Source organism: Streptococcus oralis, from assembly GCF_026782085.1.
GTDB classification, from domain to species: domain Bacteria; phylum Bacillota; class Bacilli; order Lactobacillales; family Streptococcaceae; genus Streptococcus; species Streptococcus oralis_DA.
On sequence record NZ_JAKUVW010000001.1, the window covers coordinates 13,615 to 27,321 of the forward strand.

At 42.5% G+C, this 13,707-nt stretch carries 13 protein-coding genes; 9 read left to right on the forward strand and 4 right to left on the reverse strand.

Annotated features, from left to right (window positions below; genetic code table 11):
• Positions 1-34 precede the first annotated feature (34 nt).
• Positions 35-1,024 (reverse strand): PTS sugar transporter subunit IIB, encoded by a 990-nt coding sequence (locus MK395_RS00090; RefSeq protein WP_268711078.1) that lies wholly within the window; start codon positions 1,022-1,024, stop codon positions 35-37.
• Between the two features lie 281 nt (positions 1,025-1,305).
• Positions 1,306-2,118, reverse strand: a complete 813-nt coding sequence (locus MK395_RS00095) for a Cof-type HAD-IIB family hydrolase (RefSeq protein WP_268711034.1) — start codon at positions 2,116-2,118, stop codon at positions 1,306-1,308.
• Positions 2,119-2,305: 187 nt separating this feature from the next.
• Here MK395_RS00095 and MK395_RS00100 point away from each other — a divergent pair, with 187 nt between their 5' ends.
• The 7 genes from MK395_RS00100 (at position 2,306) to MK395_RS00130 (ending at position 9,651) form a co-directional block, all read left to right on the forward strand.
• Positions 2,306-3,724, forward strand: coding sequence for an NCS2 family permease (locus MK395_RS00100; RefSeq protein WP_042903133.1), 1,419 nt, complete (start codon positions 2,306-2,308; stop codon positions 3,722-3,724).
• 54 nt (positions 3,725-3,778) lie between these two features.
• Positions 3,779-4,486, forward strand: coding sequence for a CPBP family intramembrane glutamic endopeptidase (locus MK395_RS00105; RefSeq protein WP_268711035.1), 708 nt, complete (start codon positions 3,779-3,781; stop codon positions 4,484-4,486).
• 75 nt (positions 4,487-4,561) lie between these two features.
• Positions 4,562-5,536 (forward strand): dihydropteroate synthase, encoded by a 975-nt coding sequence (gene folP / locus MK395_RS00110; RefSeq protein ID WP_268711036.1) that lies wholly within the window; start codon positions 4,562-4,564, stop codon positions 5,534-5,536.
• 1 nt (position 5,537) lies between these two features.
• On the forward strand, positions 5,538-6,860 hold the full coding sequence (locus MK395_RS00115) for a bifunctional folylpolyglutamate synthase/dihydrofolate synthase (protein WP_001002331.1): 1,323 nt from the start codon (positions 5,538-5,540) through the stop codon (positions 6,858-6,860).
• Positions 6,841-7,395 carry a GTP cyclohydrolase I FolE gene (gene folE / locus MK395_RS00120; RefSeq protein ID WP_000380930.1) on the forward strand — a complete coding sequence of 185 codons (555 nt, stop codon included), beginning with the start codon at positions 6,841-6,843 and terminating at the stop codon, positions 7,393-7,395. Before MK395_RS00115 ends, folE begins: the two co-directional genes overlap by 20 nt.
• Positions 7,396-7,553: 158 nt before the next feature.
• Complete coding sequence (gene folK, locus MK395_RS00125) at positions 7,554-8,375, forward strand: 2-amino-4-hydroxy-6-hydroxymethyldihydropteridine diphosphokinase (RefSeq protein WP_049479450.1); 822 nt, start codon at positions 7,554-7,556, stop codon at positions 8,373-8,375.
• On the forward strand, positions 8,368-9,651 hold the full coding sequence (locus MK395_RS00130) for a hypothetical protein (RefSeq protein ID WP_049479451.1): 1,284 nt from the start codon (positions 8,368-8,370) through the stop codon (positions 9,649-9,651). The genes folK and MK395_RS00130 overlap by 8 nt, the downstream gene beginning before the upstream one ends.
• 50 nt (positions 9,652-9,701) lie before the next feature.
• Here the strand turns inward: MK395_RS00130 and MK395_RS00135 are convergent, their stop codons facing one another.
• Entirely contained in the window at positions 9,702-10,019 is a 318-nt protein-coding gene (locus MK395_RS00135) for a DUF960 domain-containing protein (RefSeq protein ID WP_000886045.1), read from the reverse strand.
• Between the two features lie 204 nt (positions 10,020-10,223).
• Between MK395_RS00135 and ccpA the strand changes: the two genes are divergently transcribed.
• Positions 10,224-11,234, forward strand: coding sequence for a catabolite control protein A (ccpA, locus tag MK395_RS00140; RefSeq protein WP_268711037.1), 1,011 nt, complete (start codon positions 10,224-10,226; stop codon positions 11,232-11,234).
• A gap of 52 nt (positions 11,235-11,286) precedes the next feature.
• On the opposite strand, the gene MK395_RS00145 is transcribed toward ccpA, so the two are convergent.
• Positions 11,287-12,249 (reverse strand): asparaginase, encoded by a 963-nt coding sequence (locus MK395_RS00145; protein WP_084881330.1) that lies wholly within the window; start codon positions 12,247-12,249, stop codon positions 11,287-11,289.
• Positions 12,250-12,314: 65 nt separating this feature from the next.
• Here MK395_RS00145 and MK395_RS00150 point away from each other — a divergent pair, with 65 nt between their 5' ends.
• Positions 12,315-13,700, forward strand: a complete 1,386-nt coding sequence (locus tag MK395_RS00150; protein WP_268711038.1) for a Cof-type HAD-IIB family hydrolase — start codon at positions 12,315-12,317, stop codon at positions 13,698-13,700.
• The last annotated feature ends 7 nt before the right edge of the window (positions 13,701-13,707 follow it).

The following is a 13,707-nucleotide window of genomic DNA, read 5'->3' on the forward strand; positions in this document are numbered from 1 at the left end:
TCCTGTTTTCAAAAATGATCGAAACAGATTAAAATTATTGAACGTTTGCTTTCTTAATCAAGTCAAACAAATCTTTTTTCGTGTCGTTTGGTACTTTACGTACATCAAATTCAACACCGAGGTCACGCATTTTTTCAAAGGTTGCAACGTCTTCTTTGTCCATAGACAAAACGTTGTTGATCATTGTTTTACCTGTTGAGTGAGCCATAGAACCAACGTTAAGGGTCTTGATTGGCACGCCACCTTCGATAGCACGAAGTGCATCTTGTGGAGTTTCAAACAAGATAAGGGCATGAGTTTCGCCGAAACGTGGGTCTTTTGCAACGTCGATCAATTTTTGAATTGGAACAACGTTGGCTTTTACTCCGTTTGGAGCTGCTTGTTTGATCAATTCTTTACGCAAGTCGTCGTTAGCAACGTTATCTGAAGCAACGATGATACGGTTTGCTTTTGAATCTGGAGTCCAAGCAGTCGCAACCTGACCGTGAAGGAGACGAGTGTCTAGACGAGCAAGGTTGATTTTCAGTTTACCGTCACCGATAACAGTTCCTTCTGGAATAGCAGCTTGTGCGGCAGGAGCAGCTGCAGCAGTTGCAACTTCCTCAACTGGGTTAAGCTCTTCTGGAAGAGCCTTGATGCCATCTTTGGCTTCTTTAATGATATTCGCAGCGACTTTATCCACACCTGCATTCGCGTCCATAAGGCGCTCTGTGTAGGCTTGGATCAACATCGGCAAGTTCAGTCCTGTGATGATGGCAAACTTACGTTCTGGATTTTCTCCCATTACGCGGCTAGCTTGGTTGAATGGAGATCCACTCCAAAGGTCAGCCAATACTAGAACCTCATCTTCTGCGTCAAATGCAGCCACAGCGTTGTTGAATTTAGCGTAAAGGTCATCTGGACCTTCATTTGGCATAAAGGTTACAACTTGAACCTTTTCTTGTTCACCAAAGATCATAGATCCTGACTGATGAATACCCGCAGCAAATTCGCCGTGGCTCGCAATAATGATTCCGATACTCATTATTGTCATTCCTCCTTATAAAATGTTTGACTATATGTTTAAGAAAACTTTAAGCCTAACTTTAAGTATAAACCGTTTTCATATAAAAATCAACTACTTTTTCTAAAAAATGTAAAAGTTTTCATAGAATGACTTTTTAAAAATATTAATATATCAATGTTTTTGGGATATAAATGAAAATGGTAATGGAAAATTTAATATAAAAATACAGAAAATAAGTCGCTTTTGTGAAAACAAAATGAAAACAAAAAGGAAAGATTGCGACCATGCAATCTTCCCTTTTATAGGAATAAATTTTGTAAAGCGTGGGCAACTCCATCTTCTTCGTTGGTCAGAGGAAGTTGTTCGTCTGCATATGGAAGAAGAGCAGGATTGGCGTTTTTCATAGCATATCCCTTGCTTGCAAATGCCAACATTTCAGTGTCATTATGCTCATCACCAAAGGCGATTAAGTCTTTTTTATCACGATTCATCACATTGAGCAAGTACTCTAGAGCAAAGGCCTTGTTTACACCCTTGGGAGTACACTCGAGGATGTTGAGGGGACCGCCCCATGTATTGATAGCTAGTTGGTGCTGATAAAAACGATTCATTTCGTCCGCTAAAGCGTATTTGTCTTCAGCCCTTGTTTGCAAGAGGATGCAGTTGGGATCTTTGGTTACTCGTTCAGGTTTGAATTGATTTTCTGGCCGGAAGTTCTCTACGCCAAATAGTTTAGGATCTGCAATTTCTTCATTCGGAGTCGTGATATAGAATTTTTTTCGATATTCTCCTGCAATAAAGTCGGCCTGGATGTCCTCCGTGCGCTTGACCATGTCTAGGAGGTATTTTTTGTCCAAGGTCAAGCACTTTTCATGCGCCCAAGCCTGTCCTGGTAGATGGGTAAGGGAACCATTAAAGTTAATCATGGGAGTATGCAATTCTAGCTCACGATAGAAGTCTTTTGCCATACGATACGGACGGCCTGTCGTGATGATGACATGGTGTCCTTTTTCTGAAATTTTTTTGATCGTCTCTTTGGTGAAATCGGAGAGCTTGCTTTCATTATTTAGCAGGGTTCCGTCCAAATCGACTGCGATAATTTTTTTAGTCATATAAACCTTCCTAGTCGTTTCCAGATAAGATGTCTACTATTATATCAAAAAGAAGGAAGAAAAGCAGACAAGAACAAAAACTACAGTTGCTTTGATTTATTAAATAAATCAAACAAACATATTGAAAAGGTGAATGATAAATGATATAATACTAATATTGTTCGTAAAAAACAAAAGGAGATTAAAGATGGACAAACTATTTAAACTAAAAGAGCACGGGACAGATGTCCGTACAGAGGTGCTTGCTGGTTTAACAACATTCTTTGCAATGAGTTATATTCTCTTTGTAAACCCTCAAATGCTTTCCCAAACGGGTATGCCTGTTCAAGGTGTGTTCTTGGCAACGATTATCGGTTCTGTAGTCGGTACTTTGATGATGGCTTTCTATGCTAATTTGCCATACGCACAAGCACCAGGTATGGGACTAAATGCCTTCTTCACATTTACAGTTGTATTTGGGATGGGCTATACTTGGAAAGAAGCTCTTGGTATGGTCTTCATTTGTGGAATTATTTCACTGATTATTACCTTGACAAATGTTCGTAAAATGATCATCGAATCTATTCCAACAACACTTCGCTCAGCTATTTCGGCTGGTATTGGTGTTTTCCTTGCCTATGTTGGAATTAAGAATGCTGGTCTCTTGAAATTCTCAATCGATCCAGGTACTTATACGGTAGCAGGTGAAGGAGCAGACAAGGCTCAAGCTGCACTTACTGCAAACTCAGCAGCTGTTCCAGGCTTGGTAGACTTCAATACTCCAGCCGTATTGGTGGCTCTTGCAGGTTTGGCTATTACCATCTTCTTTGTTGTTAAAGGCATCAAAGGTGGAATTATTCTTTCTATCTTAACAACGACTGTCCTTGCCATTGCTGTTGGTGTTGTGAATTTGTCAGGGATTGACTTTGCTAGCAATAATCTTTCATCAGCGGTTAATGATTTAGGAACTTTGTTTGGTGCTGCTCTTGGTTCAGAAGGTTTAGGATCTTTGATTTCAAACACTTCACGTTTACCAGAAACCTTGATGGCTATTCTTGCCTTCTCACTAACGGATATTTTTGATACAATCGGTACTCTTATCGGTACTGGTGAAAAAGTTGGTATCGTTGCGACAAGTGGGGAAAACCATGAGTCAGTTAAATTGGACAAGGCTCTTTACTCTGACTTGGTGGCAACTTCAGTAGGTGCCATTGCAGGTACTTCAAACGTTACGACCTATGTTGAGTCTGCGGCGGGTATCGGTGCTGGTGGACGTACTGGTTTAACAGCCCTAGTGGTTGCGATCTGTTTTGCTCTATCTAGCTTCTTTAGCCCACTTCTAGCGATTGTTCCGACAGCTGCAACAGCACCAATTTTGATCATCGTCGGTATCATGATGCTTTCTAACTTGAAAAATATCCCTTGGGATGATATGGCTGAAGCGGTTCCTGCCTTTTTCACATCTATCTTTATGGGATTCAGCTACTCTATCACACAAGGGATTGCTGTTGGTTTCTTGACATACACCTTGACAAAAGTTGTCAAAGGTCAAGCCAAGGATGTGCACGTAATGATTTGGATTTTGGATGCCTTGTTTATCCTTAACTATATCAGTATGGCGCTATAAATGGTATAATAGGAAAAGGGGAGTCTCCCCTTTTTAATTATAAGGAGGTACATCATGAAAGATAAGACGATTTGGCAAGAGGTTTTAAACAGAGGGAAATGGGTGCTCATCCTTTTGGTAGCTTTTGTTTTATCTCAATTTCCCATAGGACTGGCTTTGTTTTTAGCAAACAAACAGTTTCCGATTTTACAGTCAGGGCTCTTAGTAGGTGCCCTATCCATAGTCGTTTTGATTGTATTCATTATTGGTGCACGAAAAACACAACTTGCTACTTTTAATCTATCCTTTTTTAAGGCAAAAGACCTGGCTCGCTTGGTACTGAGTTATCTGGTGATTTTTGCGACAAATCTCTTGGGTTCACTCCTGCTTCGACTAACAAATGAGGCAACAACCAGTAACCAATCAATACTGAATGGTTTGGTTCAGAATAGTTCCTTGATTTCAACTTTCTTCCTACTAGTCTTGATTGCGCCGATTTGTGAAGAAATTTTGTGTCGTGGAATTATTCCTAAAAAGATTTTCCGTGGAAAAGAAAAACTAGGTTTTATTGTTGGTGCAATCGTCTTTGCCTTGCTCCATATGCCAACCAATCTACCTTCAGTGATTATTTATGGAGGAATGTCAACGGTTTTGACTTGGACAGCCTATAAGACTGAGCGTTTGGAGATGTCCATTTTGCTTCATATGATTCTCAATGGTATTGCATTTTGTTTGTTGGCCTTATTGGTGTTGATTAGTAGAAATCTAGGTCTATCATTCTAAACCATTAGCCCGCTTGAAAAAGATGAACACTAGCGTGTTCATCTTTTTCTTTTTATGGTAAAATAGAAAGATAATATGGTGAAAAACCTTGAGGGAGTGACCGATATGTCCAATAAAGTCAACCACGAAAAAACAGCTATTTGCGGAATTATCAACGTAACCCCAGACTCCTTTTCGGATGGTGGGCAGTTTCTTGCTCTTGACCAGGCGCTCCAGCAGGCTCGTAAATTGTTAGCAGAAGGAGCGAGCATGCTAGATATCGGTGGAGAATCGACTCGGCCGGGCAGTAGCTATGTTGAGATAGAAGAGGAAATCCAGCGTGTTGTTCCAGTGATTAAAGCTATCTGTGAGGAAAGTGATGTTCTCATTTCCATCGATACTTGGAAAAGTCAGGTGGCAGAGGCTGCTTTGGCTGCTGGTGCCAATCTGGTAAATGACATTACGGGTCTCATGGGAGATGAGAAAATGGCGGATGTGGTTGCTAAGGCTGGTGCGAAAGTAGTCATCATGTTTAATCCAGTCATGGCTCGACCTCAGCACCCTAGTTCGCTCATATTTCCTCATTTTGGTTTTGGGCAAGCTTTTACAGAGGAAGAGTTAGCTGACTTTGAAAAAATGCCAATTGAAGACTTGATGGAGGCTTTCTTTGAACGAGCACTAGCGAGAGCCAATCAAGCTGGGATAGCAAGAGAAAACATTTTGCTGGATCCGGGAATTGGTTTTGGTCTCACCAAGAAGGAAAATCTACTTCTTCTACGGGACCTTGATAAATTGCATCAGCAGGGCTATCCAATCTTTCTTGGTGTTTCGCGCAAGCGGTTTGTTATCAATATCCTTGAGGAGAATGGCTTTGAAGTCAATCCTGAGACGGAAGTCGGTTTCCGAAATCGGGACACCGCTTCGGCTCATGTAACCAGTATCGCTGCGAGACAGGGTGTGGAAGTGGTGCGCGTGCACGATGTTGCCAGTCACAGGATGGCAGTTGAAATTGCGTCAGCCATTCGTTTGGCAGATGATGCAGAAAATCTAGATTTAAAACAATATAAGTAAGATGAACGAAATTGAAAACAATCAGTGGATTGCCCACTACCGGACGGACCAACCACATTTTGGCTTGGAACGCATGGTAGAACTCCTAGCTCTGCGAGGCAATCCCCAGCTCAAACTCAAGGTCATCCATATCGGAGGGACCAACGGCAAGGGGTCTACCATTGCTTTTTTGAAAAAGATGCTGGAAAACCTAGGGCTGAGAGTTGGGGTGTTCAGCTCGCCCTATCTTATTCATTATACGGATCAGATTAGCATTAATGGGGAATCCATCCCAGAAACTAGGCTAGAAGCCCTCATGGCAGACTATCAGTCTTTGCTTGAGGGGGAATCTGCTGATAATTTGCAGGGAACAACCGAGTTTGAGATAATTACAGCTATAGCCTATGATTACTTTGCCTCAGAGCTAGTAGATGTGGCCATCATGGAAGTCGGTATGGGTGGCCTTCTGGATAGTACTAATGTCTGTCAGCCAATTTTAACAGGAATTACGACTATTGGACTGGATCATGTGGCCCTACTTGGTGACACCTTGGAATCCATAGCAGAGCAGAAGGCTGGTATTATCAAACAAGGCATTCCATTAGTGACAGGTCATATTGTTCCTGAAGCCTTGGCTGTGATTGACTCCATTGCAGAAGATAAAAATGCATCGAGACTTGCCTATGGGAAAGATTACCAGGTCAGTCATCAAAAGAGTGTGGTGACGGGTGAAATCTTTGATTATACTAGTTCTGTCAGACAAGGTCGCTTTCAAACAGGCCTGCTAGGCTTGCACCAGATAGAAAATGCAGGGATGGCACTTGCTCTTCTAGACATTTATTGCCAAGAGATTGGGCGAGAATTAGCTAGCAATGACTTGCTTGCTCAAGCCTTGGAGGAAACCAGATGGCCAGGGCGTTTGGAGGTCGTGTCTAGCGAACCTATGATGATTTTGGATGGGGCCCATAATCCCCATGCTATCAGGGCTTTACTAGCAACCTTGCAAGAACGCTTTGCGGATTATCATAAGGAAATCCTCTTTACCTGTATCAGAACCAAGGCCTTGGAAGATATGTTGGATTTGCTAGAAACGGTGCCAGATAGTCAATTGACTTTAACCCATTTTGACGATAGTCGGGCGACTGATAAAAGCGTGCTGAAAGAGACAGCCAAGTCTAGAAATCTCAATTACCAAAGTTGGCAGGATTTTCTAGAGCAGAAATTGACAGATAAAAATGAAGAGAAACAAACAGTTAGGATTGTCACGGGTTCCTTGTATTTCTTGAGCCAAGTGAGAGCCTATCTGATGGAGAGGAAGAACGAGAATGGATACACAAAAGATTGAAACGGCTGTAAAAATGATTATCGAGGCTGTTGGTGAGGACGCTAACCGCGAGGGCTTGCAGGAAACACCTGCTCGTGTAGCCCGTATGTACCAAGAGATTTTTTCAGGCCTTGGCCAAACTGCTGAGGAACACCTGTCAAAATCCTTTGAGATTATTGATGATAATATGGTAGTGGAAAAGGATATTTTTTTCCACACTATGTGTGAACACCACTTCTTGCCTTTTTATGGGAGAGCGCACATTGCCTATATTCCAGATGGTCGGGTGGCAGGCTTGTCTAAGCTAGCCCGTACGGTTGAAATTTATTCTAAAAAACCACAGATTCAAGAACGGTTAAATATTGAAGTGGCCGATGCCTTGATGGACTATCTGGGGGCTAAAGGAGCCTTTGTTGTCATTGAGGCCGAGCATATGTGTATGAGCATGCGTGGTGTCAGAAAACCAGGTACTGCGACTTTGACGACAGTAGCGCGAGGTGTATTTGAAACAGATAAAGACCTCCGAGACCAGGCTTATCGTTTAATGGGACTATAATACTCTTCGAAAATCAAATTCAAACCACGTCAGCTTCCATCTGCAACCTCAAAACGGTGTTTTGAGCAGCCTGCGGCTAGCTTCCTAGTTTGCACTTTGATTTTCATTGAGTATAAAAAGAATCCGCTTCATGCGGATTTTTCTAGAAAGGACAAGTTATGGATCAACTGCAGATTAAAGATTTGGAAATTTTTGCCTATCATGGTCTTTTCCCTAGTGAGAAGGAATTGGGGCAGAAGTTTGTTATTTCCGCAAGCTTATCTTATGATATGACCAAGGCGGCTACAGAATTGGATTTAACAGCATCTGTCCATTACGGAGAACTGTGTCAGCAGTGGAAGACTTGGTTTCAGGAAAGCACTGAGGATTTGATTGAAACGGTAGCCTACAAACTAGTTGAACGTACCTTTGAGACCTATCCTCTTGTCCAAGAGATTGAGTTGGAACTAAAAAAACCTTGGGCTCCAGTGCATTTACCGTTGGATACCTGCTCGGTGACCATTCACCGTCGTAAGCAACGGGCCTTTATCGCCCTAGGAAGTAATATGGGAGATAAGCAAGCAAACTTGGGAAAAGCCATTGACAACCTGCGAGCTCGCGGCATCCATATTCTCAAAGAATCCAGTGTTTTGAAGACGGAGCCTTGGGGCGGTGTGGAGCAAGATAATTTTGCCAATCAGGTGGTTGAAGTAGAAACCTGGCTACCAGCTTCAGTCTTGTTAGAGACCTTGTTAAGCATTGAGGCAGAGATGGGACGGGTTCGAGAAGTGCATTGGGGACCTCGTTTGATTGATTTGGACTTGCTCTTTGTGGAGGACCAGGTCATTTATACAGACGATCTCATCTTGCCTCATCCTTATATAGCAGAACGCCTCTTTGTCCTTGAGTCTCTGCAAGAAATAGCTCCCCATTTTATCCATCCAATCTTAAAACAACCAATTCGTTGCTTGGTTGACCAGTTGGAGCAAGGAGATGCCTAAACTTTCCGAGAGCTATAGCAAGTGGAAGAGTATAGGGGAGGGGCTACTTGCTATTCTTTTAGGCTTTCTCTTGATTTATTTCGGACAGGTGATTCCAAGGATAGGTTATCAGTTGCTGATGACTTACTTTTCCTTGTCAGCAGTTTGGCACTTGTTGACTCGCTGGTTTCAAGATAAAAAACGTCGGGAAAATATCTTTGTAACCTTGGGCAAGCTGGTGGTAGCGGCTCTCGTGTTTGACTCTATCATTTTGCAAGATCTTGCCCTCTATCTCTTGGTCTTTATCATTGCGAGCTACCAGCTGTTTACAGGCATCATTAGTCTTGTGACCTGGTCTCTCTATCGAAAAAATGCCATTCATCCTCGGATCCATCATCTCTTTGATGCTGTATGGATGATAGGATTCGGGCTTTATAGCATCTCTCCTTTTCACGATGCAGCGAATTTTGAATTGCTCTTGCTTGGATTTTACTTGCTCATGCTAGGAGCCAGTAGCCTCCGGGACGGATTCTTTTTTGAAAGGATAGAAAACAATCCCAAGCTGAAACGACGTATGCGAATGACTCTGCCGATCTTTGTGACGGCTCTGATTCCTATCAGCACCTTGCGAAAACTAAATGAGTGGCTGGCAAATCATGAAAGTCAAGAAGGGGAAGTTCATTCAGAAAGAAAAAACGACCAGACGGTTGACCTGGAAATTTTTATCCATACCTCAGAAACCTCCTTCTTCCTCGCCATGGGACATGTGGATATTTGTTATCAAGGGAAGGTTATTTCCTATGGTTCCTATGATCCCCACTCGGAGCGTTTATTTGGTATGGTTGGAGACGGTGTTTTGTTTAAGGCCAATCGGGAGAAATACATCGAACTCTGTAAGAGGGAAAGTCAGAAGACCTTGTTTGCTTATGGTCTGAGTTTGACGGACCAACAGAAAGCAGCTATCCAAGCGCGTTTAGCGGAGATAGAAGACCTGTTAATTCCTTGGGAACCAAGTTCGCAGTTGATGAAAAGAAGAGAGGGAGAGGTCAAGCATACCTACTCCTACCAACTGAAAGAGGAAGCAGATGCGACCCTCTATAAATTCAGCTCATCCGAGTTTAAGACCTACTTTGTTCTCAGTACCAATTGTGTCTTGCTGGCAGACTCTATCGTAGGAAAAGCTGGGACTGATATATTGAGTCCCCAAGGTTTCATTGTGCCAGGGACTTATCAGGATTACCTTGATTTAGAGTATACAAAACCCAATGGTCTAGTTGTTAGTCGATCCATTTATTAGAAAAAGAAAACTCTAGTTCCTCAGCAGTTTGCGCCGAGAAGCTAGAGTTTTTAAAATAGGTCATTTTCTTCTGGAAGGAGGATGGTTTCTCTGCCGTCCAAGTCTAAAACAAGGACCCTAGGAGGGTAAAGCGGATCAAAAGGATGATTGAAATCAAAATCGATGCTAGTCGGAAGATGCTGACTAGAAAAATGGAAGGTGATGGTCCCCTTATTGTTGAGCAGTTGAAACTCAAGTTCTTCTTCTAATTCAAAGACATTTTTCAGGAAATGATCGATAATATACCATAAAGAGTCAATGACATCATCAGGCAAGCTGGTCACGACACCAAAGCTAGCGGAACGTCTCTGTGTATTTGTAAAAGCCATGTTTTCCTCCTCCTTTTATTTTCCTTATCATACAGCAAAATGTCTTAAAAATCAAGAAATCCTACTTGCTTTTTCAAAATGGGAATAAACTGTGAAATTTTTTCAAAGTTTCTCTAAAAAATACTTGAAAGTGTTTACAATAAGTGATAAAATGGAGTAAGTAGATGCGTGAAAGCGAAATTTTCATTATAGAAAGGAAACGGAATGAACACAGATGATACAGTAACGATTTATGACGTCGCCCGTGAAGCAGGAGTTTCGATGGCAACAGTTAGCCGTGTCGTTAATGGCAACAAGAATGTTAAAGAGAACACCCGAAAAAAAGTCCTAGAAGTGATTGATCGCTTGGACTATCGTCCAAATGCGGTAGCCCGTGGTTTAGCTAGCAAGAAAACAACGACAGTCGGAGTTGTGATTCCTAACATTACCAATGGTTATTTCTCAACACTTGCTAAGGGGATTGACGACATTGCTGAAATGTACAAGTATAACATTGTCCTTGCAAATAGTGATGAGGATGATGAAAAGGAAGTTTCAGTGGTCAACACTCTCTTTTCAAAACAAGTCGATGGGATTATCTTTATGGGCTATCACTTGACTGAAAAGATTCGTTCAGAGTTTTCTCGTTCACGGACACCGGTTGTTCTTGCTGGTACTGTGGATGTAGAACACCAACTTCCAAGTGTCAATATCGACTACAAACAAGCAACGATTGATGCCGTGAGCTATCTTCTCGAAGAAAACGAAAAGATTGCTTTTGTGAGTGGACCACTCGTCGATGATATCAATGGTAAGGTTCGTTTGATCGGTTACAAGGAAGCCCTGAAAAAAGCTGGACATTCTTATAGCGAGGGCTTGGTCTTCGAATCAAAATACAGCTATGACGATGGTTATGCCTTGGCAGAACGCTTGATTTCATCACAAGCTACAGCCGCAGTTGTAACAGGTGATGAATTGGCGGCAGGTGTGTTGAATGGTTTGGCTGACCATGGTGTATCTGTGCCAGAAGATTTTGAAATCATCACGACAGATGACTCTCAGATTGCACGATTCACTCGTCCAAACTTGACGACTATTGCCCAACCTCTTTATGACCTAGGTGCTATCAGCATGCGTATGTTGACTAAGATTATGCATAAGGAAGAGTTGGAAGAACGTGAAGTTCTCTTGCCTCATGGTTTGACAGAACGCCGCTCTACACGAAAACGTAAATAGAAAAAATCAGGGAATCGTGAGATTTCCTGATTTTGCGTGCTTGAGAAGAGAATTAGCCTTCCATATAGTCTTTTAAGGCTTGTCCTTTTAGTCCAGCATTAAGGGCAATTAATAATTTGAGGCGAGCTTTTTGAGCGTTGAGTTCTTTGACAAAGAAAACACCAGCTCGTTGCAACTGCACTCCTCCGCCTTGGTAGGCGTAGACAGGTTCAGCAATACCATTAAAGCATCGTGAGACCAAGGCGACTGGAATTTCTTTTTGCAGGAGATTTTCCAACTTTTGAGCTGTTTCTTTGGGAACATTGCCTGCTCCAAAGGCCTGAATGACTAAGCCATCCAGCTGTTCCAAGTCTAACATATCGATCAGCTCGTCTGTCATACCGGCATAGGCTGAGATGATGGGAACTAGACCTTGAATATGTTCGAGATCAAACCGGACACGAGGTTCAGCCGTTTTGAAGTAGAGGATTTCTTGCTTCATGATGAGGCCAAGTGGTCCATGTGTTGGGGTTTGAAAGGTGCTGACATTGGTCGTATGAGTTTTGGTAACATACTTGGCTGCGTGGATCTCGTCGTTCATGACGACCAGTACACCCTTGTCGGCTGCTTTGTCATCGCTGGCAACTCGCAAAGCGCTCAGATAGTTATATACACCGTCGCTACCAAGTTCGTTTGAACTACGCATGGCCCCTGTTAGAACGATGGGCATGTTGGGGATTTTCATGGTATCTAGAAAGTAGGCTGTTTCTTCCAAAGTGTCCGTCCCATGTGTAATCACAACCCCATCGTAGTTGTCTGCTTCCTCTCTAATCTTATGGTAGAGGGCTAGCATGTGTTTGGGTTTTATATGGGGGCTTGGCAGATTAAAAAAGTCTAGGGCATGAACCTCAATCCCTTCAAGTGGATTGGAAACATGGTTCATGGGATTGTCCTGACTAGTTACAACGGCACCAGTGGCATCTGCTTGCATGGAAATAGTCCCACCTGTATGTAAAACAAGGATTTTCTTAGGCATGATTTAGTCACTCTTTCTGAAATGTGGTATAATCATTGTAACACAAAAGGGGAGAATGGGACAGGATGGAAGTCAAGGCTGTTTTTTTTGATATCGATGGAACGCTAGTCAACGATCGCAAGAGTGTTTTGAAATCCACTAAGGACGCGATTAAGATTGTCAAAGAGCAAGGAGTGCTTGTTGGAGTAGCGACAGGACGAGGGCCGTTTTTTGTCAAGGAATTGATGGAAGACTTGGACCTAGACTTTGCGGTGACCTACAATGGCCAATACATTTTTAATAAAGAAAAGGTGCTCTTTGCAAGTCCGATCGCTAAGTCAAGCCTACGTCAACTGATTGCTTATGCTAAAAAGGAGCGTAAAGAAATCGCTCTTGGAACCGAGCATGCCGTTGTTGGTTCGAAGATTATGTCATTTGGTCTCGGCTCCTTTTCCCAACTGGTTAGTCGTTTTATTCCGACTGTTCTGACAAGAACCGTTAGCCGTTCCTTTAATCGAATGGTCAGCAAGGCAGTTCCTCAAAAGGAAGACGACTTGCTTAACTTGATTAATCAACCCATTTATCAAGTTTTGATGCTGATGACGCCAGAAGAATCTGAGAAGGCAGCAAGTGATTTTGAAGATTTGAAATTAACTCGAAGCAATCCTTTTGCAGCAGATATCATTAACCAAGGAAATTCCAAACTAGAAGGCATTCGCCGAGTCGGGAAAGAATATGGCTTTGATCTCAACCAAGTCATGGCCTTTGGTGATTCAGACAATGATCTAGAAATGTTGGCAGGCGTCGGTATGTCGGTCGCTATGGGAAATGGCAGTAGCAGTGTCAAAGAAGTTGCCAAGCATATTACGGCAAGTAATCAACAAGATGGTATCCACAAGGCGCTCGAGCACTTTGGTGTTTTGGCTTCAGAAAAAGTGTTTGTCAGTCGAGACTACCACTTTAATAAGGTCAAGACCTTCCACCACATGATGGATGAACGAACTCAAGAAGAGCCACAGGCATGGGATGCTGAAGGTGCAACCCACCGAGCAGATTTTAAAATTGAAGAATTAGTAGAGTTTGTTCGCGCAGCAAGTTCTTCGGAGGAAGAATTTCAAAACTCCCTTGCAAGCATGCATGAGGCACTTGATAAGGCAGCAGAGAAAGTGGCGAAAAAGACGCCTGCTAAGCAAAATCTGGTCGGTCAAGTGGATGCTTTGATTGACACACTGTATTTTACATACGGTAGTTTTGTTTTGATGGGAGTAGACCCAGAACGCATTTTTGATATTGTCCATGAAGCAAATATGGGGAAGGTTTTCCCTGATGGGAAGGCTCATTTTGACCCAGTTACACACAAGATTTTAAAACCAGAAGACTGGGAAGAAAAATATGCTCCAGAACCTGCCATCCGACAGGAACTACAACGTCAGTTTAAAGCTTATGAGCGACACAAAGAAAGAAAAAAATAGAAACAAA